Here is a 20,015-nt window from a genome sequence, read left to right as displayed (position 1 = left end):
GCGTCAGCGAGGTGATGCCCACCAGCGGATCGACATTGCGCAGGCGCACGATGCCGCCGGTGGAGGTGTAGCCGCCGTTCGAGACCGCGTAGACGCGGCGTGCCTCGGCGGTACCGGCCGCGAGGCGCTGGCGGCCAAAGGCGTCTTGCTTCAGCGCGAAGTCGTGGCCGACCTCGCGGCGGATGCGCACCTGCTCGGCCTCGCCCTTGGGGAGCTTTGGGGGTGCGGGTTTTTTGGAAGGTTTGCGGGGCATAAGCGGGTCCTTGTGTGGGGGGATTGTCGAAATGGTTGCGCCAGGCACCCCTCATCCGTCTCGGCGCTGCGCGCCGATCCACCTTCTCCCACAAGGGGAGAAGGTGGCCGCGAAGCGGACGGATGAGGGGTGTTCCGCGGCACGCCGTCTCCAGATGTCAGCTTTTCACCAGCTTCACAGGTGAATCCCCTCCCCGCTTGGCGATCAGCTCGCGCATCAGACGGCGCTCGCGCACCTCGATCGAGAGCTGGGCGCTGGACGGGCAGAACTGGGCGCTGTCGACCCTGGCCTCGCCGCGGATGAAGCGCTGGATGGCGGCCTGCACGTCCGCCAGCTCGGCATCCTTAACGGCGGCCAGGTAGCCGCGCATCTGCATGTCGACGTCAGCGCGCGCCGACTGCGGGAAGCATGAGAACATCGCCGCCAGGACCTTGGCCGCCTGCTGCAATTCGGCTGCTGTCATTGATCTCCTCGATGATTGAATTGGCGGCATCGAGATGGGTTTTTGGCCGATGCCAGCCGGGCCTTTCTTTCGGCGCGCCTGCGCGTCCTGAAAAAGCGAGAGCTTTTTCCCTGGACTCTGGGTTCTGGGAGTCTGGACTCTGGGGCTTATCCCCTGCCCGGCCGCGCGGCTTAACCCGCCCGTTGTCCGCCCCCTTATCCCGGGGCGATTTTGCGCTGTCGTTTGAAAGGCTTGGGTTGCCGCCCTTCAAGCCGTTGCGGCGCGCGAGCCTGGCCTTGCGGGCGTCCGCGATCATGCGCCGCGAATAGATGCGGCCGTGGCGATCGCGAGAGAATACACGGTTCCGCTCGAGCTCGCCAAGCAGGCCGGCAAGCTCCGCCTCGGGACAGCCGGTCAGCCGGGCGAGCGCCGCCTCGTCCAGCCCCTTGCCGGCGACCGCGACATAGCCGATCGGCTCGTGCGCGGCGGCCACGCACAGCAGGCGCATCCACAACCCTTGCGCGGCGAGCGAGCAAAGCCTGAGGTTGGGATCGGACTCCCAGTCCGCCCAAAAGAATTTCGACCAGACAGTGCCGCTCATGGGGAGGTGTCCGGATGGGCGGCGCGCCAGTGGGGATTGAGTAATCTCCCCCCACCTGGGGGGAGATTGGCAGTTCCGGCCACACCGCCCATCATACCACCCCCGCCCGGTTCCCATGGAACCTGGCATGGTGGTGGCTGCAGTAGCTGCTCATCGGGCGCGTGCGCAGGCCGCAGCAGAGCATGTCGGGCCCGGGGCGCGCGCCGGGCGGATCGTCGTCGGCATCCTCGCGTAATGCGAGGTCGAGCGGCGCGCGGCAGCGGCCGAACAGGCAGTCGGTGAAGCGCATGGCGGCGACATGCGGCTGGCGGCCGGGCGCAGCCGGCCGCGGCGGCGCGGGGATCTTGTAGAGCTGCGCTTCGGATTTCTCGCGCGCCAGCCCGCCCGGCGCGAGCCATGCCGGCGGCAATGTCCGCGCTGGCATCCTCATCCTGGCTTGCTTCGGCTTGGGCGCGGTGCGGGCGGTCGCGATGTCATCCGCTTGCGCGGAGACCGCATGGGCCGATACGTCGACTCCGCCCTGCCCGTCCTCCGCGGCAGCTGCGTTGCAGCTGCCGAGGGTGGACCGGACGTCTCCCCCACTTGCGGGGAGATTGGCGGTTCCGGCGCTGGCGCCCGCCATCGACTGAGCACGTCTGGAAAACGCCGCCGGTTGGGAGAGCGTCACCCCTCCAGCGGCAACCCTGCCCCGCTTGCCTGGACGATCGGGCCGCGTCGCGTGCTTCCTCGGCCGGCCGCCGGCGCGGCCGCCCTTGGGGTTGGCGAAGCCGATGGCGCGCAGGCCGGCGTTGCGATGCACGATGCCGATGATGGCATTGCGCGACACGCGCGCGCCGCGCAGCGCACTGAAGCGGGCGGCGATGCCGGAGGCCGAAAGCCCCTCCTTCAGCCAGGTCGCGATTTCGGTGAGTTCCTTGTCGGTATAGGCGGCAGGCATATCGGCATCCATCGGTTTGCGGGCTTGCGGGCGCGCGCCAGGGCTCGGCCCGAAGGCCGTCGCGAGAATCGTTCGGGGATTGGTCGGATCAGGCGGGACTCGGCGCCTCGCCATCAAGGCGCAGAAGGGCGGCCTCCGCCGCCTCCCTGGTCAGGCCGGACACCGCCCGGCCGGTTGCGCGATCGAAGAGGATGACGGTGCCGTCCTCAGTGCGGATCAGGGAGGTGGCGCCGGTCCGCGGCGGGCCGGCGGCCTGGCGAAGAAAGGGGGCCGGAGCCGGGGGAGGAGCGGCTCCGACCGTTCCGGTGAACCGGGGTGCGGGCGGCTCAGCCGGATCCGGGGCAAACGCCCCGGTATTCGTCCGGACCAGGGAGGAGGACGGCCCGGACGATTGGAATTCAAAGTCGAAATGCACGCTCATGCCGCCTCCCCTTGCGCCGCGCGGCCGGCCAGCCATTCGTAGCTGACGCCGGCAATGCCGCGCCTCCGGCAGGCCGCCACCACGTGCGCCCAGTGCTGCGGGGCGATGCGCTCGCGGCGGCGCATCTGGCGGGCGGCCTCGTAGCCGCAGCCGACATCGGCGGCGAAGGCGCCGATGCTGTGCCAGCGGTCGATCAGCCCGGAAATACTCGTGGGCTGCCCCGAGATGCTGGTGGGCAGAGCCGAGATGCTGGTGGGCAGAGCTGAGATGCTGGTGGGCAGAGCCGAAGCGCTCGTGGGCAATGCGGAAATGCTTGCGTGATGGTCGATCATGCGGTAAGCGTACGTTATGTACGAAAGAGTCGCAAGCGAATTCGTACACTTTGGACGATATTTTTCAGGCATTTTGTACGATGATGGATTCACGGCACAGATTGCAGCAGGCGCGCGCCCAGGCCGGCTATGCCTCGCCCAGCGATGCGGCCCGCGCTCTGCGCGAGATCAACAAGAACACGCTGATCAGCCACGAGAACGGCAACCGGCCGCTGTCGCGCAAGGCGGCGGAGAAATACGGCCGGCTGTTCGGCGTCGACCCCGGCTGGCTGTTGTTCAATGCGGACGGCGCCGAGGCCGCACCGGTCAGCCTGCAGCCCTCGCCCGTCACCGTCGACGTGCCGATCGTGTCCTGGATCAGCGCCGGTGAGCTTGGCAGCCAGGACAGCGTCGTCAACCTCTCCGACTATCCGACCATCCCGACCGCCGACCTAGAGGAAGGCGAGTGGATCGCGCTGCGCGTCGACGGGCCGTCGATGAACAAGATCTCGCCGCCGGATTCGATCATCTTCGTCAATCTGCGTGACAAGCGGCTGGTGACCAATGGCTGCTATGTGATCTCGGACGAGACCGGACGGGCCACCTACAAGCGCTGGCGCCCGAACGACACCCCGCCCTTCCAGCCGGCGTCGTACCTCGACATCCCGCCGCCGGAGCTGGAGGGCGCGATCACGATCATCGGGCGGGTGAAGCGGTCGATGATCGATATGTGAGTAATCTCGCTCTCGCCCGTCGGCCTCTGACTGCTCTTTCATGACGCCGCAATTTCTGCTTGCATGGCAAGCAGCCGTCGGTGTCGGCCGAGGTCGATGGTTTCGGGGGAGAACCGGCGAAATGACGAACCGGGAAGGCGTGGGCGAAAGCCGGCTGATACGGCTGGTGCGAAAATGGCGCCTGCCGCTGTTGCTGCTGCTGACCGGCGTCGTCGCGCTGGACGTCCGTGGCGCGATGGGGATCGCCAGCAATCTCGCCTACACGGCCTGTATCGGCAATGCGGCCGACCCGGCCCGCCGGATCGAAGCCTGCACGCAAATCATCGACAACCAGGCCGACGGTCCTGACAAACGCGCGACGGCCTACTTCAAGCGCGCCTACGCCTGGTCCATGGAAGGCGATCTCGACCGCGCCATCGCCGATAGCGACCAGGCGATAAGCCTCAATCCTGAATACGCATCGGCTTACTACAACCGAGGCTACGACTGGGCCACGAAGGGCGATTACGACCGGGCCATTGCCGATTACGGTCAGGCGATCGCCTTCGACCCGAAAAGCAGCGCTGCTTACAACAACCGGGGCCTTGCCTGGGCGTACAAGGGCGACAATGACCGGGCCATCGCGGATTACAACCTGGCGATCATCGCCGATCCAAAGAACGCATCCGCATACCTCAACCGGGGCGGCGCATGGGCGGCGGAGGGCGCCTTCGATCACGCCATCGCCGACTACAACCAGGCCATTGCCTTCGATCCGACACTCATCGGGGTCTATGAAAATCGTGGCCTGAGCTGGGGCGGCAAAGGCGACTACGACCGCGCCATCGCCGATTTCAACGTGGCTATCGGCCTCGATCCGAAACGTGGCTACGCCTATTACGGCCGGGGTCTAGCCTGGTCAAACAAGGGCGACGACGACCGCGCGATCGCCGACTACGACCAGGCCGTGGACCTCGACCCGAAGCTTGCCGATGCCTACTACGCGCTGGGCCTCGCCTGGGCGCATAAGGGCGACCACGACCAGGCCATCATCGACTACGACCAGGCAATCGCGCTCAATCAGAAATCCGCCGATTTCTACAGCGCCCAAGCGCCTCCTGGAAGGCGAAGGGAAACCGCGAACGCGCCGAGGCCGACCGGAAGACGGCAGTTAGCCTTGGCGGTAAGTAGGTTGCCAGACTGGAAGGTCGCGTTGCTTCGCGCCTTCGCCTGCCCTCCGCTTGGCTGAGGGCCGGGCGCACAATCCAGCCACCGCAATTTCTGCTTGCATTCTGGAACAGATTGAGAACTGGCGCCTGCCGCGCTCTTCAAAAGTGGCCGTCGTTCAGCGCCTTCAGCGAGGATGCACCAGCGCCGGGTTGGTGAGCGTGTCCTTGTTGGCGGCGATCAGCAGGTCGCCTGCCTCCCGCGCATGATCGACGGCGAAAGCGTAGCCGGCGCGCGTCGCCTGCGCGAAGGCTGCAGCCGCCTTCGGATTGGCGCCAAGGAAGGCGTTGCTGGAGACGATCAGCGTGGGCGTCGCGCACGCCGTAGTCGGCATAGCGGAACGAGCGCTGCTTCAGGCCCTTCAGCACTGTTCGAGCGATTGGCGAAGAGTGCTTTTGGAGCGAGGTGCGAAACCTGTTCCTTCTCCTCCAGTGGAGACGGCGGAGTCGCGTTATAAGATTTTCACTATTTTCTTATAACTCCCTTGAAATCCGGCCGGATGGCGCGCAGTTATAAGGAATCTGTGTAATTCTTATAACGCCCAGCCCAGACTTGGGATCGCGCCATGAAAACCATCGATCTCGCCTATCGCACCATGTATGCCGAGCTTGTGCAGCGCAGCCTGGATGCTTCCTTCGAGACCGATTTCTCGACAGCGGGCAATTTCGTGCGCGTGCCAGTGAAGGGCCGCGACTATTGGTACTTCGAGGAGACCCGGCCGACGAAGACCAGGCGTTATGTCGGTCCGGCCGAGGACCCCGAGATCGCCAAGCGGGTCGCGGCCTTCAAGGAGATCAAGAGCGATCTGAGAAGCCGCCGCAAGCTGGTTTCAAGTCTCGTGCGCGACGCCGGCCTGACGGCGCCGGACCCCGTCACCGGCGACGTGGTCGAGGCGCTGGAGAAGGCCGGGCTCTTCCGCCTGCGCGCGGTGCTCGTCGGAACGGTCGCCTTCCAGACCTATGCCGGGCACCTCGGTGTCAGGCTGCGTGGGGCCGCGCTGCAGACGGGCGACGCCGACTTCGCCCAGTTCCATTCCGTCTCGGCCGAGGTGGACGACAGCCTGCCGCCGGTCATCGAAGTGCTGAAGGCAGTCGATACGACATTCCGCGAGGTTCCGCACCGAACCGATGCCGGACGCGCGACGCAGTTCGAGAACGCTTCCCGCTACCGGGTCGATTTCCTCACCCCGAACCGGGGCAGCGACGATCACGCCGATCACGCAAGCCCGATGCCGTCGCTGGGCGGCGCCTCGGCACAGCCCTTGCGCTTCCTCGATTTCCTGATCCGCGATCCCGTCCGGACGGTGCTCCTGCACCGCTCCGGCGTGCCCGTGCTCGTCCCCTCGCCCGAGCGCTTCGCCGTCCACAAGCTGATCGTCGCCGCGCGCCGCGAACGAAGCGCCGGCGCCAAGCGGGAGAAGGATCTGCATCAGGCAAGCCTGCTGGTCGAGGCGCTGGACGTCACGCGTCGGCAGGACGACCTCGCCTTTGCATTCGCCGAAGCGTGGAACAGGGGCGACGCCTGGCGCGACGCCCTGCGGAAAGGCCTGAACCTGCTCGGTCCCGACAGCCGTGACATGGTCGACCTGGTGCTCGGAACAGCGCTTGCCGCAGTCGGGGCGCAACTCGAAGGTTTTACGATGCGGCTCGCCTAACACGCCGAGATTGCCGCCTTATCGTTCAATTTGTACGAATTCATGTTGACCTGTATTCGTACGTAAAGTACGATATTTCCCTTCTCCGAGGGGAATATCCTTGAACACCGCGAACCACGCCGCCTTCGCCGACCTCTCCCGTCCACTGCTTTCATCCTTGCCGCTCGAACAGCGCGAGCGCCTCGCCGGCGCCTGGCGGATGGCCAGCCAGGACATCGCCGAGGACATCCGCTTCATCCGCCAATATCTGAAGGTCATCGCCGAGAAGGAAGAACGGCTGTCGACCGGCACGCTGGTCCACAGCCGCGCCTATGTCGAGGCCTGCGCCGGCTGGTTGCCGCGGACCGTGGCGCGCTATCTGCGCAACCTGCGCGCCATCACCGAATGCGAGTTGGCGATGACGGCTGCCGGCATCAGTTTTGCCAAGTCAAGCGATGCGTGGTGAGCCCTCGCTTCTCCGCTTGTCTCCTGCCCTACGAACTGAAGACGGCGTTCACCCGTTGAACTTGTCGGGGAATTGTTTGGCGATGCCTTCCGTCAGCATGTCGGCGAACTTCAGCATATGATCATGCCCTTCGTCGTAGGACTTGATGTCCGCCGCCCAATCCTTCTTCAGCCGGCCGACCACCTCGCCGGTCGTCAGTTGCAGATGCTTGTGGAGCATGTCCCGGAGATCTTTCTCGGGCCAGTTCGGATTGGCCTTGCCAAGGAACACCGCAATGTCGTCGGCATTGCCGGTCCATTTTTCCTGAGCGGCCGAGAGCTTGTCCTTGCTGCCTGATTTGGCCGCCTTGACCACTTCCGTCGCAATCTTGATGTGGTCTTTCAGCAGCGCGGCCAGTTTCTGGCCGGCCGCATCACCGTAGTAAGGCTTTACCGCGTCGCCTATGTCGTCCTGGTTCTGGAGGAGACGCTTCGCGACTTCGTCCGTGTCTTGCAGGTCAGCGAGGGCGCTGATGATGTAGTTGCGCGTGTAGGTGATGTGGTCTTCCCAAAGTTTCCGCATTGCCGCTCGAACGTCCGTCGCCGATTGCGGTTCGCCGGCGCGAGCGGGCAGCAGCGACAACGATCCGGCAGCCGCAAGAGACACCGCAGAGAGAGAGGAAAGCAGTACCAGACGCCTGTTCATGGCCGATCTCCGAATGTGCCAACACTCGCGCGACAGATGGGCAGTAAAGCGCGGCCGATCGGCTGTTACCGTCCCGATCGTCGGCACCCGAAGGCGATGTTCGCTATCGGAAGATGAACATTAGCGATGGCTAAAGGTTCCGCGCCGGCGGCGAAATAGCGAGCCGTGGCGATGGCGATCCTTACGATGGAAAAAGGCTCCGGCGTAGCATGCCGGAGCCTTCGTCCTTTTTCGACGCATCAGCCGCCGCTCGGAGCCGGCGCGGGGGCGGCCGGAGCCGGAGCCGCGGGCGCAGGTTCTGATGGCGCAGGGGCCGCTGGCGCGGGTTCCGAAGGCGCGGGCGCCGCAGGCGCAGGCGCTGACGGCGAGGATGCCGCCGGCGCCTCGACCTTGGGCGATTCGACCTTGACGTTGACGTCTTTGCTGCCGCCGCCATTGATGTTGATGACACCTGTGAAGACGAGCAGAACCACGATCGCCAGAATCGCGAGAACGACCGCGACAACCGTGCCACCTCCGCCCGAATTCACAACCGTTGGACCGTCAGCCATGGTTCTTCTCCTTACGATTGCACTGTCGAGAAAACGGGCGCGTCACGGCAACGTTCCGCCCCAGGGACCTCAGTCCCGGCAGCCGTGAGACTGAAGTCTCATCACCACGCGCAGAGGGCCGGTATGGTCGGTTTCAAGGAAACCGAAGCCTCGCCAACTCATTGGTAAGCGGACCACCGGACACGTCCCTTCTCGGCGGTCTCTGGGTGCCCGCCAATCATCGTTCCCGTGCTGGCGGGCACCCGCTCGCCTTCCTGTTCCTGGAACCCTGGCCCGCGCACTCGCGTGGAGTGACGAGCTTGTTAGTTGAGCCGGCGAAGGGAACGGAACCTCCTCAACAGCGTATGTTAGCTGTCGCCCAACCGGGCAAGCTGGCCAGAGTTTCCTGCAATGACCAAGGCATCGCTCCATCTTCTGAAAGGCGCAGGCTACCTGGTCTCCACGGCAAGCGTGATCCTGCTTGCGGTGGTGAGTTGGAAGAGCGCTTCGGAAAGCCCGCTGCTGGTCGCCTGCCTGCTTGGCGGCGCCGCGGCATCCATTGTCGGCATGTTCTGCCGCTGGCTTTCCTACGAGATCGAGAAACGCCGGGAAGGAAAATAGCATCCGTTGTCGGGCGCCGTCCGCAAAAAGCCCGCGCCACGGAGGGACCGATGGCGCGGGCCGGCCGATGTTTGCCCACCAGCCTGCGCGGGACGCCAAGCAGCGACGTCAGGCGCCAGACCTCAACCATTCGAAGCGGCTAATGTTCCAATTGCTCGATCGCGAGATCTGGCGACGTCGAGGCTATCGACGGCGCTCGTTTGCCGGCCAAGCGCCGCCCGGCGCTGGGTGAAATTTCTGGACCGCCCCTCACGATGCGCGTAACATCCCGTCAACGGCGATAACTGGCAAGGGCATCGCCGGCTGAGAGCGAGCATCGCGCTTCCGCCCCAATGGAGGAGGGAGCGTTGATCGAGCCCAAGAAATCCACCAGCGGCATCGCCTATCCGGATGACCTCTGCCTGTTGAAAAGGGCCTACGACCAGATATGCCTCGAGAGGGATCTCCCGGCAGGCTCGCCCGCGGCGGAGCAATTGGCCATCCGCGCCATGGAGTTGTTTGCGCACGGTATTTTTGAGGAAGAGGCCCTCTTGCAGGGGCTTAGGCAGCCCGCTTGAACGCTCGCTCACTTCACGGAACTGCGCCGACTGGCCATGCTCGGCCCTACCCGCTCGCAAGGACAGCCATGACCCCGCGATATCTCGACCACCTCCTGGAATGCCCCTATTGCCTGACGATCAAGCTGAGGATTCCGGCCGACGCGCAGCCGGACACGCGCATCGTCTGCGACGATTGCGGCGAGTTCCTCGGGCTGTGGGACGAGTTGCTGACGGACTTCGAAAGGCAGGGTGGCAACAACGGCGTCTTCCGCCTCGACAGGGGCCGCATCAGGCGCCTCGGCTGAAGCTGTCGCGATGCCCGGCTCCGCATAGGCCTTCATTCCTACAACCGCCGAGCCGCAGCGCGCGGAATGGAACGTTTCACGCAATTGCCAATTGGTGGACTCGCATGCCCTGCCGGGCGTTAGATTGGCGGCAGGCGAAGGAGGGCACGTCGCGAACAGGGAGGACGTAATCTATGGATTACGAATACGAGAAGATTCTACCCGACGAGCAGCCTTATGAAGTCATTACTTTTGCCAAAAAACACGGGTTGACGGTGCCGGCCGCGGATGCCGTCCTGTTCGCCAAGGGCCCGTCCCGGAAAGCGTGCGACGCCGCGGCATTGGCCTTCCTGTGCGCGGTGGCGCAATACGCCGACAGGCGATCGCGGCACTAACGCGCTCGCCGCATTAGGGGCGTGGCGAAGACCTGTCTCGCCACGCAAAGCGCCGCTGCGACGGCCGTTATCTCAAGCCGAGAAAACTCAGTATCGCGATGACTATGACGATGGCTCCAACCAGCCAGATGATGTTGTTCATGACATTCTCCTTCACCCGAGATGGGTGCTGGAGGGACAACATAAGCGCCAGCTAAAGGTTCCGGTCTAAGGCGCGGCGGCGGCGGGGCGGTGCGTCGTTCGCAACAAAACGACTTCGCAATCGTTTCTCATTCGCCAGACACTCTGGCTACTCCAGACCTTCTCCCGCCGGCAGCGCCGGCGGGTCTTTTCGCAGCCTTTGGCAAGGATGCCATGCCGTCGACCTCGATCCGAAAGACGGACTACGATACCCAGAGGCGGATCCTGCGCGTGTGGTTCGTGGGCAGCGGCAAATGCTACGAGTTCGAGGACGTGCCGCCGGAGACTTTTGCCGGTTTCCGGGCCGCCTTCGCAAAGGGCCGATATTTCAACAGCTACATCCGCAACCGTTTCCGCTATCGCTTGGTGGCCGCCGCTGGCGCGCCGGCGGCCATGCCGCCAATTCCGGCCGCAGATCCTTCTTCAGGGAACGTTCGCCTCTCACGGCAGTTGAGCTTCCAGCGCGAAAACAATGTCGTCTCGCGCCCGACTTCAATCCGTAGGAGGAAATGATGAGAATGCACTTTTCCGCAGCCGCCGCAGGGCTGTTGCTGCTCGCCGGTATCGGTGCGGCCGCCGCCGACACCGTGGTTATTGCGCCGGAACAGGAAACGGTCATCCGGGAATATGTGAAGAAGCAGCCCCTGGCTTCGGTCAAGCTTCCCGGCGTGGAGCTCAACGTCGGCACGGCCCTGCCCGATACGGTCGAGCTTTATGAAGTGCCCGATGTGAAATACCGCTACACCGTGATCGACAACCGGACAGTCGTCGTCGATCCCGACACGCGCACGGTGATCAAGATTATCGAATAAGATCGAGGTTCCGATTGAAGATCCGCCAGCCGACAAGGAGTGGCGGGTTTTCAACACGTCGAGGAGGCCGGGCCCACCTTCACTCTCGCCGGCGGCAAATATCCAACGATCCGCAAACGAACCAGAGTGTCCGACTTAGTCCCCTTAGAAAAGCGTCACGAAAACGATCGGTCCAAGGATCAGGCAAACACCCATTCCGATTGTAATGGCGATAGCCAGGCGTTCCGTTCGCCGGACAATCTCGGCCACCGCTTCGTCATCATCCGGGATGAGATCGAGGACTGAATTGTCCTTTGGCGCGGACGATTTGCGCCGGCTGACCGGACCTGTCGGTCTCCGCCGGCCAGGCTGGCAATCGGATTCCGGCCGACGATAGCGCAGCCTGGTTTTCATGCGTCTGCTTCCAGCCGCTCATGCTCCGCTTTCTGGTGCCAGATCACCTGGCGGAGGTCGCGCATGTCGACAGGCTGGCCACATCTGGGGCAGAGATAGAAATGGCATACCGGATATTCGTCCGGCGGGCTTCCGCGCCGGGTGCCTGTCAACGGCGGCCCGAGATCGGAAAGCTTCGTCATCCGCGCAGCTTCCTGGCTTGCCGCGCCAAGGTTTTCCGGTCATTGCCGTGCTCGCTTATCAACTCGCGGACCTCGTCCTGCGTGATGCGATGCTGCTTGGCAAAATACCTTACTTCGTAGTCGTCGTCGGCTGAGACGCGATCCCGGTCACGAAGGCCGCGGTTGCTCTTGTCGTCGGCCATCTGGATTTCTCCCTGTCGAATGTCGCTAGTTTCACTCTGACTAATATAAGCCGCGAGCCGGACCCCGGTTCCATGCAAGGGCCCGGAAGACGCCGGCTTTTGCTGCGCCGGCGGCAGACCGCCTTCACGAGCGAAGATGCAGATGGACTCAGCGAGAGGAGGTGTCATACCGCCCATCGAAAAGGGCGGCCCAGCGGACTCGGGGGGCGGGGCCGCTGAGCCTGACCAACGGCGTTTTTTTCGAGGGGGGTTAGCCGTTGGCTTGGCTACGCATTATAGCCCATTTTATTAGCATTAGCTAAATTTACCCTGCGGTCGGCAAAAGCTTTCCAATCGCGCAAGCAACCTTCGCGGCGCATAAAAACCCGCCGGCCGGAGCCGGCGGGTTGACCGCCCTCGAGGTCGCGTTCAGTGGAGTCGTCTCGACCATTCGTCGATCTGCCGCTGGGCTTCTTCCCTGGCAATGCCGTAGCGCTCCTGGATGCGCCCGAGAAGCTGATCGCGATTGCCTTCGATGCGGTCGAGGTCATCATCGGTGAGGTCGCCCCATTGCTCCTGGGCCTTGCCTCTGACCTGCATCCATTTTCCCTTGATCTGATCCCAGTTCATGACTGTCTCCTTTGCTCTCCAAAGGAAATGGCGCGGGCGCGACAATGTTCCCGATGCGCAAACGCCGGGTCATGACAGGCAGCGCAGCGGCACCAATCAAATGTGATGGAGGCCGTCCCGCGTTCCGATAGTCTACCGGCTGGCGCAGCGCAGAATTGCAACCGGGAGGACCGGCGATGCCTCATCTTCACATGAAGGGGGTCGATGTCGTCGTCGATCTCCTCGACGCGGCCGAGCATATCGACAGGCTCAGCGAGCAGGAGCTGAAGACGCTTCTTTTGGATGCTTCTGAAGCGGGATGTTCCCGCCGACGTCGCGAACCAGGACCTGCCCCGATATCTGATGCTGTGCCCCGGGAGTTGATTCTGTCGACGCGCGACGGCGCGCACTGGCCATCGCCCCTGCGATGCGGAAACGCCACGGGGTAGGACGGAATTGTCAGGCTCACAGCCGCCGCCGATAGCGGCGCGCAGCGTGGTTGTTCAGCCCTTGCCCGCCTTCGACTTAGCGGCCTTCGGCTTGGCGGCGGCAGGCTTTGCCGTCTTGGCGGCGGCGGCTTTGGCTGGCTTGGCGGCACCCTTCTTCGGCGCGGCCTTCGCTTTCGGCTTGGCGGCCTCGCCATCGATCTCGGCCGTGGCTTGGTCCCAATGCTGAATATCCGAGCCTTCGGGCCTGCCTGCCTGCTCCCAGATCGCGTGTGCCCGCCGGCGGATGCGTTCCTGCCTGTCGTCCGTCACTGTCGCCTCCGTGGTTGTCCAAATTCCGGGAAAACATTAGCCGAAATTTCGGCGGACGTCTTGGGTGGCGAGTGGGCAACCGGGACTTGCGGCGGGTTTATTGCGCCAACACCGCCACGCCCAGCAGCGCCGCCTTCTTGGTGATCAGGCCGGCGAGATCGGCATCCGATCGCTCGGTGCCGGTGCGCCGGCGCAATTCGTCGATCGCATCCTTCATCGAGATCAAGCCGGCGCCCCGCTCGGCCAACAGCTTGTCGCAACACGCCGCCACATTGGCGGAGTTGGGGGTCTCGACATGCGGTAACATGGAAGTCGTCCTTTCCCACCCCTGAACCCTTCGCCCGCCGCCTCCGCGGAGGCGGCGGTGTCGTCATGCGTCAGCCGGCGATCCGGTCGTCATGCGTCAGCCGGCGATCCGGCCGTCAATTGAGAACCTCGACGACCCTGCGCGTGCTGGGATCGACCAGCACGGTGCGGCCGTCGACGACCACGTAACGATATTGGACGTCGGGCACCTCGCGCAATTCGACCGTGTCCGGCAGAGTCGAGCCGACATTGAGCTCGAGGCCGAGAAGGTTGATCGAAGCAAGCGGGTGCTTGTGGACGTATTCGCGGACGACGGTGCGCTGCTCGGGCGTCACGATTATCTGGTCCGCGACCGCCGCGCCGATGCCGGCAATCATGGCCAGACCAGCGACAGCAGGAATGAGGGTAATTTTCATCTCTGCCTCCTGTTGGTTTGTTTGTGAGCGTCGCCCCGCCTCCGCGGCATGCGGAAGCATTCAAGAGTTCGAAATGGCGGGCTCTCCGAAGCAAAACGCTGCCGCAAGGCTGTTGTTCCGCCAGCGGGCACGAATTGATCCACGCCGGAACCCTGCCGCCCTGCCCCGCATTGAAGGCGAATAGTCAATCCAAGCGGAGGCGCCAATGATTGAAGACATGCCATTCGACCCGCCGATCGCCATCGCCGTTGGCGCCGGCTTCAGGCGCGACATCGCTTCGTTGGCGCAGATGCAGAACTTCCTCAAGGAATGGCCGCTGGCCGCGGGCGACACGCTCCACGCCAAGGCGCTCAGCGCCTGCGAGGCGGCACGAGCCGGAGATGCGACCCCGGCGCAGACACGGCGCGCCTTCATGGCTTTCGCCAAGGCTGCCGGCATCGGCTGGACGGGCATCGACCCGGTGACGACGCTGCGCCGGGCCAAGGTCAGGACGATGCGCGCGGCGCGCGCCGGCCGCGAGCGTCACCCGCGCTGACAAGGGCTCCACCCTATTGCTTCGGCTGCTGCGGCGGCAACTCGCCGGGCCTGATTATCGGCGTGTTGCCTTGCTCGGGCGCCGGCTGGGCCATGCCCTGGTCGCCGCTCGGCGGCGGCTGCAGCACGCCGCCGCAAGGCTTGAGCTTGCCGGTCAGGCCACCGCCGGTGTCGGCGGCCGGCTTCTGGTCGGTAGTGCCCGGTATTTGCGGCTCGGCCTGGCAGGGGCCGGCGGGCACCTGCGTCTGGTCGTTGTCGTCCTGCGCGGCCGCCGGACCGGCCAGCGCCATGACCAGAAGCGCGCATGGCGCAAAGGCGAAAGGTCTCATGGTCTGGCTCCTTTCCTTGTCCGGGAAAGAACGCCGGCGCCGATTGGTTCCGTGGCGCGCTGCCGGCGCCCCCTCCGGCGCGGCTTCGCGGGAACCGGCGGCCAGGGCCGCGAGTTCAAATCCTGGAGAGTTTCAATGGCGAGCCACAGGAGGCAGTCATGGGACCGCGCAAGAAACCGAGCGACGAGGTCGAGCCGTCAACGGCCGACGACAAGGCCCAGGTGCCAAACGACGAGGTAGAGGTGCCCTCGCCCAGCCAGCAGGATTGGGACGCGATCAAGGGCGCCAGGATCCTGCCGGACGGCGGCCTACCGCAAGAGGAAGTGCCGGGAACCACCGGCATCGAGAAGGAGGGCGCCCTGCCGGAAGAGGACGATGACAATCCCTACCAGGAGAGCGATGAGGCGTTGCCAGACGATGCCGAGGAAGCGGCCATCGCGCGCGATCCGGCAAGACGCGGTGGACCTTTCGACGAGGTATGAGGCCGCGCCTGACAGACGCGCGCCTCCACCCGCGCGGGCGGGGTGCGGATATGCTGGAATGATGGCTTGACGGCGCGCGGCCGGCGGCACTCAGTTCGGCGCGCTGTCGCCCACCGTCTCGGCGACGAAGGAGGCCGCGATCAGGTCGTCGGCGTCGATGCGTAGGGAGCCGTCGGCGCCCCCCATGATGGCCACGACCTTCTGGAAGGTCTTCATCTCATGTTCGGTGATGCTGGCGATCCGCATCCTGGCCCTGAGGTCGGCGACACGCATCCCCAATGCCGGGGACGTTCCGATTTCGCGTTTCGACATGGTGAATATGCTCCCTACCCCGCCCGGTCCTTTTTGCCGCCCGCCCGATTCGCCGCCGCCAGTCTGCCCATTAATGAGGCAGCACGAAGTCAGACGCGGCAACGCGTGGCGCGATGGAAGGTTCCTGCCTGGGATGGTCACGAAATAATACCGGGGCGGCTCGCCCTCCGCCCCGGCAAGTACCGGGCTGTCTTTGCGGTCACTGGATGATCTTCACGACCTTGCGGGTGCCCGGATCGACAAGCACGGTCTGGTTGTCGACGACAACGTAACGGTACTTCACGTTGGGAACTTCGCGCAGTTCGACCGTGTCGGGAAGTGCCGTGCCGACATTGAGTTCAACGCCGGGAAGCGTCACCGAGGCCAAAGGCTGCTTGTGCACATACTCGCGGATGATGGTCTCCTGCTGGGGCTCGATGATGACGTCCTGGGCGGACGCGGCACCCATGCCGGCGAGCAGCAGCAAGCCCGCGGCGGCCGTCTTAAAATGCAGTCTCATGATCTTCTCCTGTCTTGACCGGCGACCTCTTCCGCCACGCGAATGATGCCGTTCGCAGCCGGGCCACCTCGGTCGTTAACGTCACCGCATAGGGCTTGTTCCGGCAATTTTTCGACTTTGAACCGAGGCGATTTGCTTCGGAACAAAGGCTGCGAGTCGAGGTTAACCGAACGAAGGGACAACACTTCGAGGAGAGTTTCCATGAGACATATTCTGATCACCAGCATGCTCGCGCTCGGTGTCGGCTGCGGCGCCGCGATGGCCCAGGCACAGGCGCCGGCCGAGGTCCAGCCTGGCGGTGACGCCAGCTGCGCGGCCGGCGCTGCCGACTGCCAGAAGGGCGGCAAGGCGGGTGAGCAGGCCCAGGGCAAGGCCAAGATGAAGACCGATGATCAGGCGCAGGGCAAGGCCGGCGCCACCACCGAGGAGCAGGCCCAGGGCAAGCCGAAGGTGAAGACCGACGAGCAGGCGCAGGGCAAGGCTGGCGCCACCACCGAGGAGCAGGCCCAGGGCAAGCCGAAGGTGAAGACCGACGAGCAGGCGCAGGGCAAGGCCGGCGTCACCACCGAGGAGCAGGCCCAGGGCAAGCCGAAGGTGAAGACCGACGAGCAGGCGCAGGGCAAGGCCGGCACAACGACCGAGCAGAAGGCCCAGGGCACAACTGGCACGACGACCGAGCAGAACGCCCAGGGCACGACCTCGACCCAGACCGACCAGGGCTCGACCGCATCGATCACCAATGTGACCGTCGAGCAGAAGACCGAGATCACCAATGTGATCCGCGAGACGAAAATCTCGCCGGTCGCGAGCGTCGATTTCGACATCTCCGTCGGCGTCGAGGTGCCGCGGCACAAGGTGCGACTGCACCGCCTGCCGCCGCGCATCGTCAAGATCGTTCCGGCCTACGAAACCTATGAATATTTCGTGCTGGCCGATGGCAGGATCGTCATCGTCGATCCGGACACGCTGAAGATCGTCATCATCCTGACCTGACGTTCACGAGCGCCACCAGGCCCGCCGCGCCGCATGGCATGGCGGGCCTCTCTCGTTCGCGATCCAAAACAAAGCGGAAAAAGGCCGCGGCCGGCGCGACGTTAATCCGACGGCAATCCTTTCATATTAGCGTGGCCGCATATTCCGGGGATTGCTGAGGGGGTCAGCGGCCGATGGCGATGGTATCACGTGGCGCGGCTGGCGCGTTGAAAGCAGACGTGCCGGCAAGCCGGGGCACGGCGGGCCTCGCCGAGGCGATCGGCCGGATGGCGCAGCTGATCGAGCATTCGCGGGAGCGGATCCGGCTGCTCGAGGCGGTGATCGAGAATTTCCCCGGCGGCGTCTCGCTGTTCGACCAGGATCTCAACATGGTCATCTGCAACCAGCGGCAGCGGACCCTGCTCGACTATCCGGACGAGCTCTTCGCCAATGGCTATCCGTCGATGGAGATGCTGTTTCGCTTCAACGCCGAGCGTGGCGAGTACGGGCCGGGCGAAGTCGAACTGCACGTCGCGCGCCGGCTGGCGCTGGTCAGGCAGCGCGAGGCGCATGTCTATGAACGGACCCGCCCTAACGGAACCGTCGTCGAGGTGCGCGGCATGCCGATCGAGGGCGGCGGCTTCGTCACCACTTATTTCGACGTCACAGAGCAGCGCCGCGACCAGGCGACGATCGCCCACATGGCGCATCACGACGCGCTGACCGACCTGCCCAACCGCATGCTGTTTTCCGATCGGCTGCAGAGCGCGGTGGCGCTTGCCAGGCGCGGCGCGCTGATGGCCGTGCATTATCGCGACCTCGACAAGTTCAAGCCGGTCAATGACGGCTTCGGCCGCAAGGCCGGCGACAGGCTGCTGATCGACGCGGCCACCCGGTTGCGCGGCGCGGTGCGCGACCACGACACGGTGGCGCGGCTCGGCGGCGACGAATTCGCCATCGTCCAGACAGGCATTGCCGCAAAGGGCGACGCGGCAGCGCTTGCCTCGCGCATCATCGATCGCTTCCGGGAACCCTTCACGGTGGCCGGCAAGCCGCACGTCCTTGGGCTCAGCGTCGGCATCGCGCTAGGGCCTGGCGATGGCGTGAGCTCCGACGAGCTGCTGCAGAAGGCCGATATGGCGCTCTACCGCAGCAAGTCCGGCGGACGCGGGAAATTCCACTTCTTCGAGGCTTGAAAAGCGGGGCGCGTTTCGACGGCAAAACAGGCTTCCCCAAACATTCGCAAATGCTAATATGGCTGTGCGCGGGGACAACACCCAATCTTCGCGTGGGAGCGTCGGCGGAGTCTCCATAGAGCTGCCTCGGCCGGCGCTCCGTCTCGCGTGCCGCCTCGCAGGCACGATCTCGTCGGGAGAAACAACGGCCGCGGCGGAGACGCTTCCGCACGCCCCCCGACCGCAATGGGAGGAAATCATGTCGCATTACGTCATACTCGTGAACTTCACCGAGCAGGGCGCCAAATCCATCAAGGACACGGTGAAACGGGCGGAGGCATTCAAGGCGATGGCCGCCGACAGCGGAGTGAAGGTGAACTCGCTACTGTGGACGCTCGGCCAGCACGACGTGGTGGCCACCGTCGAAGCCAATGACGACATAGCCGCCACCGCCCTCAGCCTCTCCGTGGCATCGCTCGGCAATGTGCGCACCCAGACGCTGAAGGCCTTCGACGCCGCCGACATGGCGAAGATCCTCGGCAAGATGGCCGTCTGACGGCAAGCAGCCCGGCGCGAGGCGTCACGCCGGGCATGCCCGAGCCCCGGAGCTGCCGGCTCGCGTCAACCGCCGGTGGAAGAGGTCAAGACAACTCTTGCATGCAACACCGCAAGGCCCTAAGTCCTAAGACGTAGGTCGCAGATCACAAGCCGAAAGGCAGATGAGAGCGCGGCACTGGTGCCAACTTGCGACCATGCGTGAAAGGTGCAACGCTCTAATAGGGTAGAGACATGGGCGGGCATTCCGGGCGTTGCAGTCCGGAGCGTTCGATCGGGCAAATGTATTTTCCGCAGTTCCTTGTGGGAATGTCGGTCACGCTTCTCGTGGTCCTTGGATGGACCTACGCGGAGACGGGATCGCTTTGGCAATCGCTGGGCTGGGCCTTCGTCGCCGCTTTGCTGCTGCAGGTGGGCTATTTCGTCGCCGTGCTGGCGATCATCTACGGCCGCGGCTCTTCAGTCGCCAAGACCAGCGACAGTTCGCTTCCGGCCAAGATGCCTGGCCCCTTCAAGCGCGATGGCATCCTCTTCAGCCTGCTATCGCGGCTGCTCTAGGCGCCCGGCGATTGGCGCGAGCCGAGGCGACAGCCAATCCCCCTGTGAGGGAGATTGGCAACTCCGCCGTTGGCGTCAGTTCCTCAGCGAGGCGCCGACTGCAGGCCTGAGGCGGCCGGCACCGGTTCGGATGAGAACACCACCACGGCGAAAATCAGAATCGCGGCGGCGACGATCAGCGAGCCGCCGGCCACCACCGGCTCCAGTGCCGGATTGCCGTGCAGCATCAGGTAGAGCGCGGGCATCATGATCACCAGGCCGAGCGTGTAGAGGCCGTAGTGGAGCATGGCGATGCGGCGGGCCGCCTTGGCCGGATTGAGCGCGTAATAGCCGCCGAACAGTGCCGACGTAACCCAGCCGAGAAGGTTGATGTGGGCGTGCGCGGGAAACGCGCCATGGTCGCCCGAGATGGCCATTTCCAGGCCGGCGGCGACGCCCAGCATGAGAAACACGATGGCGGTCTTGAAGAAGAGTTCCGAAACCCGTGGCATGTTGTTGTCCTCCCAATGCCTTTTGATCCCCTATACGCTGGAGACTACATTGGGAGAGAAAGATTTGCCATGCCGAACATGGGCTTAGCGGTGGTTTTCCCCGTTGCGATGAATGGAGGCGAATAGCGAACAGGGAGTAGCGAATAAGGACGAGCGAGTAGTGAGTAGCCAGCAGTGAATGGTCGGTGCCGCGGTATGCAGCACCCCCATTTGCTATTGCTACTCCCTACTCAC

35 protein-coding genes and 1 pseudogene are annotated in these 20,015 nt (G+C 64.5%); 17 read left to right on the top strand and 19 right to left on the bottom strand.

The annotated features are described in order from the left end of the window. The 6 genes and pseudogenes from EN742_RS04100 to EN742_RS04075 all read right to left on the bottom strand — a co-directional run. A pseudogene (locus EN742_RS04100) lies at positions 1 to 253 on the bottom strand (hypothetical protein); the annotation flags it as partial. A 157-nt stretch (positions 254 to 410) separates the two neighbouring features. Continuing rightward, positions 411 to 623 carry a hypothetical protein gene (locus tag EN742_RS04095; RefSeq protein ID WP_128332471.1) on the bottom strand — a complete coding sequence of 71 codons (213 nt, stop codon included), beginning with the start codon at positions 621 to 623 and terminating at the stop codon, positions 411 to 413. A gap of 13 nt (positions 624 to 636) precedes the next feature. Then, on the bottom strand, positions 637 to 1,296 hold the full coding sequence (locus EN742_RS04090) for a hypothetical protein (protein ID WP_127421507.1): 660 nt from the start codon (positions 1,294 to 1,296) through the stop codon (positions 637 to 639). 91 nt (positions 1,297 to 1,387) lie between these two features. Further along, entirely contained in the window at positions 1,388 to 2,233 is an 846-nt protein-coding gene (locus EN742_RS04085) for a GcrA cell cycle regulator (protein ID WP_126055368.1), read from the bottom strand. Between the two features lie 88 nt (positions 2,234 to 2,321). Beyond that, the gene (locus EN742_RS04080; RefSeq protein WP_128332470.1) at positions 2,322 to 2,654 is read right to left on the bottom strand and encodes a hypothetical protein; all 333 of its coding nucleotides are present in this window, start codon (positions 2,652 to 2,654) and stop codon (positions 2,322 to 2,324) included. Further along, positions 2,651 to 2,986, bottom strand: a complete 336-nt coding sequence (locus tag EN742_RS04075) for a hypothetical protein (RefSeq protein ID WP_245492251.1) — start codon at positions 2,984 to 2,986, stop codon at positions 2,651 to 2,653. The genes EN742_RS04080 and EN742_RS04075 overlap by 4 nt, the downstream gene beginning before the upstream one ends. Before the next feature lie 80 nt (positions 2,987 to 3,066). Here EN742_RS04075 and EN742_RS04070 point away from each other — a divergent pair, with 80 nt between their 5' ends. Together EN742_RS04070 and EN742_RS04065 are read left to right on the top strand one after the other, a co-directional pair. Further along, positions 3,067 to 3,699, top strand: coding sequence for an XRE family transcriptional regulator (locus tag EN742_RS04070; RefSeq protein ID WP_126055370.1), 633 nt, complete (start codon positions 3,067 to 3,069; stop codon positions 3,697 to 3,699). 121 nt (positions 3,700 to 3,820) lie between these two features. Then, the gene (locus EN742_RS04065) at positions 3,821 to 4,927 is read left to right on the top strand and encodes a tetratricopeptide repeat protein (protein WP_189375168.1); all 1,107 of its coding nucleotides are present in this window, start codon (positions 3,821 to 3,823) and stop codon (positions 4,925 to 4,927) included. A 105-nt stretch (positions 4,928 to 5,032) separates the two neighbouring features. On the opposite strand, the gene EN742_RS04060 is transcribed toward EN742_RS04065, so the two are convergent. Continuing rightward, positions 5,033 to 5,239, bottom strand: a complete 207-nt coding sequence (locus tag EN742_RS04060; RefSeq protein WP_245482422.1) for an ABC transporter substrate-binding protein — start codon at positions 5,237 to 5,239, stop codon at positions 5,033 to 5,035. A gap of 231 nt (positions 5,240 to 5,470) precedes the next feature. Between EN742_RS04060 and EN742_RS04055 the strand changes: the two genes are divergently transcribed. Both EN742_RS04055 and EN742_RS04050 read left to right on the top strand, forming a co-directional pair. Next, the gene (locus tag EN742_RS04055; RefSeq protein WP_128332468.1) at positions 5,471 to 6,559 is read left to right on the top strand and encodes a GSU2403 family nucleotidyltransferase fold protein; all 1,089 of its coding nucleotides are present in this window, start codon (positions 5,471 to 5,473) and stop codon (positions 6,557 to 6,559) included. A gap of 100 nt (positions 6,560 to 6,659) precedes the next feature. Next, positions 6,660 to 7,004 carry a hypothetical protein gene (locus EN742_RS04050; RefSeq protein ID WP_126055373.1) on the top strand — a complete coding sequence of 115 codons (345 nt, stop codon included), beginning with the start codon at positions 6,660 to 6,662 and terminating at the stop codon, positions 7,002 to 7,004. A 48-nt stretch (positions 7,005 to 7,052) separates the two neighbouring features. Here EN742_RS04050 and EN742_RS04045 read toward each other — a convergent pair whose 3' ends face one another. Together EN742_RS04045 and EN742_RS04040 are read right to left on the bottom strand one after the other, a co-directional pair. Continuing rightward, positions 7,053 to 7,775: a hypothetical protein gene (locus EN742_RS04045; RefSeq protein WP_210214425.1), complete on the bottom strand. Its 723-nt coding sequence runs from the start codon at positions 7,773 to 7,775 to the stop codon at positions 7,053 to 7,055. 152 nt (positions 7,776 to 7,927) lie between these two features. Next, the gene (locus tag EN742_RS04040; protein WP_189363045.1) at positions 7,928 to 8,239 is read right to left on the bottom strand and encodes a hypothetical protein; all 312 of its coding nucleotides are present in this window, start codon (positions 8,237 to 8,239) and stop codon (positions 7,928 to 7,930) included. A 390-nt stretch (positions 8,240 to 8,629) separates the two neighbouring features. Between EN742_RS04040 and EN742_RS04035 the strand changes: the two genes are divergently transcribed. From EN742_RS04035 to EN742_RS04005, 7 genes are all read left to right on the top strand, one after another. Then, positions 8,630 to 8,839 carry a hypothetical protein gene (locus tag EN742_RS04035; RefSeq protein ID WP_126055374.1) on the top strand — a complete coding sequence of 70 codons (210 nt, stop codon included), beginning with the start codon at positions 8,630 to 8,632 and terminating at the stop codon, positions 8,837 to 8,839. A 347-nt stretch (positions 8,840 to 9,186) separates the two neighbouring features. Then, entirely contained in the window at positions 9,187 to 9,396 is a 210-nt protein-coding gene (locus tag EN742_RS04030) for a hypothetical protein (RefSeq protein ID WP_127406628.1), read from the top strand. A 68-nt stretch (positions 9,397 to 9,464) separates the two neighbouring features. After that, positions 9,465 to 9,683, top strand: coding sequence for a hypothetical protein (locus EN742_RS04025; RefSeq protein WP_126055376.1), 219 nt, complete (start codon positions 9,465 to 9,467; stop codon positions 9,681 to 9,683). A gap of 173 nt (positions 9,684 to 9,856) precedes the next feature. Then, positions 9,857 to 10,057, top strand: coding sequence for a hypothetical protein (locus tag EN742_RS04020; protein ID WP_126055377.1), 201 nt, complete (start codon positions 9,857 to 9,859; stop codon positions 10,055 to 10,057). 354 nt (positions 10,058 to 10,411) lie between these two features. Continuing rightward, entirely contained in the window at positions 10,412 to 10,750 is a 339-nt protein-coding gene (locus tag EN742_RS04015; RefSeq protein ID WP_126055378.1) for a KTSC domain-containing protein, read from the top strand. Then, complete coding sequence (locus EN742_RS04010; RefSeq protein WP_126055379.1) at positions 10,750 to 11,049, top strand: DUF1236 domain-containing protein; 300 nt, start codon at positions 10,750 to 10,752, stop codon at positions 11,047 to 11,049. The genes EN742_RS04015 and EN742_RS04010 overlap by 1 nt, the downstream gene beginning before the upstream one ends. Before the next feature lie 39 nt (positions 11,050 to 11,088). Then, positions 11,089 to 11,334: a hypothetical protein gene (locus EN742_RS04005; protein ID WP_127400000.1), complete on the top strand. Its 246-nt coding sequence runs from the start codon at positions 11,089 to 11,091 to the stop codon at positions 11,332 to 11,334. Between the two features lie 104 nt (positions 11,335 to 11,438). On the opposite strand, the gene EN742_RS04000 is transcribed toward EN742_RS04005, so the two are convergent. The 6 genes from EN742_RS04000 to EN742_RS03975 form a co-directional block, all read right to left on the bottom strand. Then, complete coding sequence (locus EN742_RS04000) at positions 11,439 to 11,624, bottom strand: hypothetical protein (RefSeq protein WP_126055381.1); 186 nt, start codon at positions 11,622 to 11,624, stop codon at positions 11,439 to 11,441. Next, the gene (locus EN742_RS03995; RefSeq protein ID WP_126055382.1) at positions 11,621 to 11,806 is read right to left on the bottom strand and encodes a DUF3606 domain-containing protein; all 186 of its coding nucleotides are present in this window, start codon (positions 11,804 to 11,806) and stop codon (positions 11,621 to 11,623) included. Before EN742_RS03995 ends, EN742_RS04000 begins: the two co-directional genes overlap by 4 nt. A 408-nt stretch (positions 11,807 to 12,214) precedes the next feature. Continuing rightward, a complete protein-coding gene (locus EN742_RS03990) occupies positions 12,215 to 12,415 on the bottom strand; it encodes a CsbD family protein (protein WP_126055383.1) in 201 nt (66 codons plus the stop codon). Positions 12,416 to 12,897: 482 nt separating this feature from the next. After that, positions 12,898 to 13,152 (bottom strand): DUF2934 domain-containing protein, encoded by a 255-nt coding sequence (locus tag EN742_RS03985; RefSeq protein WP_128332467.1) that lies wholly within the window; start codon positions 13,150 to 13,152, stop codon positions 12,898 to 12,900. A 97-nt stretch (positions 13,153 to 13,249) separates the two neighbouring features. Continuing rightward, positions 13,250 to 13,459: a hypothetical protein gene (locus EN742_RS03980; protein ID WP_126055385.1), complete on the bottom strand. Its 210-nt coding sequence runs from the start codon at positions 13,457 to 13,459 to the stop codon at positions 13,250 to 13,252. Between the two features lie 115 nt (positions 13,460 to 13,574). Further along, on the bottom strand, positions 13,575 to 13,874 hold the full coding sequence (locus EN742_RS03975; protein ID WP_126055386.1) for a DUF1236 domain-containing protein: 300 nt from the start codon (positions 13,872 to 13,874) through the stop codon (positions 13,575 to 13,577). A gap of 205 nt (positions 13,875 to 14,079) precedes the next feature. Between EN742_RS03975 and EN742_RS03970 the strand changes: the two genes are divergently transcribed. Continuing rightward, positions 14,080 to 14,409 (top strand): DUF982 domain-containing protein, encoded by a 330-nt coding sequence (locus tag EN742_RS03970; RefSeq protein ID WP_245455512.1) that lies wholly within the window; start codon positions 14,080 to 14,082, stop codon positions 14,407 to 14,409. Positions 14,410 to 14,422: 13 nt separating this feature from the next. Here the strand turns inward: EN742_RS03970 and EN742_RS03965 are convergent, their stop codons facing one another. Continuing rightward, entirely contained in the window at positions 14,423 to 14,737 is a 315-nt protein-coding gene (locus EN742_RS03965) for a hypothetical protein (protein WP_126055387.1), read from the bottom strand. A 158-nt stretch (positions 14,738 to 14,895) separates the two neighbouring features. On the opposite strand from EN742_RS03965, the gene EN742_RS03960 reads away from it, so the two are divergent. Then, positions 14,896 to 15,219 (top strand): hypothetical protein, encoded by a 324-nt coding sequence (locus EN742_RS03960; protein ID WP_126055388.1) that lies wholly within the window; start codon positions 14,896 to 14,898, stop codon positions 15,217 to 15,219. Between the two features lie 90 nt (positions 15,220 to 15,309). Here EN742_RS03960 and EN742_RS03955 read toward each other — a convergent pair whose 3' ends face one another. Both EN742_RS03955 and EN742_RS03950 read right to left on the bottom strand, forming a co-directional pair. Next, complete coding sequence (locus EN742_RS03955; protein WP_126055389.1) at positions 15,310 to 15,531, bottom strand: hypothetical protein; 222 nt, start codon at positions 15,529 to 15,531, stop codon at positions 15,310 to 15,312. Between the two features lie 199 nt (positions 15,532 to 15,730). Next, positions 15,731 to 16,030 carry a DUF1236 domain-containing protein gene (locus EN742_RS03950; RefSeq protein ID WP_126055390.1) on the bottom strand — a complete coding sequence of 100 codons (300 nt, stop codon included), beginning with the start codon at positions 16,028 to 16,030 and terminating at the stop codon, positions 15,731 to 15,733. Positions 16,031 to 16,231: 201 nt separating this feature from the next. On the opposite strand from EN742_RS03950, the gene EN742_RS03945 reads away from it, so the two are divergent. From EN742_RS03945 to EN742_RS03930, 4 genes are all read left to right on the top strand, one after another. Beyond that, a complete protein-coding gene (locus EN742_RS03945; protein WP_128332466.1) occupies positions 16,232 to 17,023 on the top strand; it encodes a DUF1236 domain-containing protein in 792 nt (263 codons plus the stop codon). 173 nt (positions 17,024 to 17,196) lie between these two features. Further along, a complete protein-coding gene (locus EN742_RS03940; RefSeq protein ID WP_128332465.1) occupies positions 17,197 to 18,198 on the top strand; it encodes a diguanylate cyclase in 1,002 nt (333 codons plus the stop codon). 238 nt (positions 18,199 to 18,436) lie between these two features. Beyond that, positions 18,437 to 18,733: a GYD domain-containing protein gene (locus EN742_RS03935; protein ID WP_126055393.1), complete on the top strand. Its 297-nt coding sequence runs from the start codon at positions 18,437 to 18,439 to the stop codon at positions 18,731 to 18,733. A gap of 281 nt (positions 18,734 to 19,014) precedes the next feature. Further along, positions 19,015 to 19,290: a hypothetical protein gene (locus EN742_RS03930; protein WP_126055394.1), complete on the top strand. Its 276-nt coding sequence runs from the start codon at positions 19,015 to 19,017 to the stop codon at positions 19,288 to 19,290. Between the two features lie 83 nt (positions 19,291 to 19,373). Here EN742_RS03930 and EN742_RS03925 read toward each other — a convergent pair whose 3' ends face one another. Beyond that, positions 19,374 to 19,781, bottom strand: coding sequence for a hypothetical protein (locus EN742_RS03925; RefSeq protein WP_127406253.1), 408 nt, complete (start codon positions 19,779 to 19,781; stop codon positions 19,374 to 19,376). Between the last annotated feature and the right edge of the window lie 234 nt (positions 19,782 to 20,015).

This window comes from Mesorhizobium sp. M4A.F.Ca.ET.020.02.1.1, assembly GCF_004022645.1.
In the GTDB taxonomy this organism is placed as follows: Bacteria; Pseudomonadota; Alphaproteobacteria; order Rhizobiales; family Rhizobiaceae; genus Mesorhizobium.
This window is presented reverse-complemented; position numbering and strand designations above follow the sequence as displayed.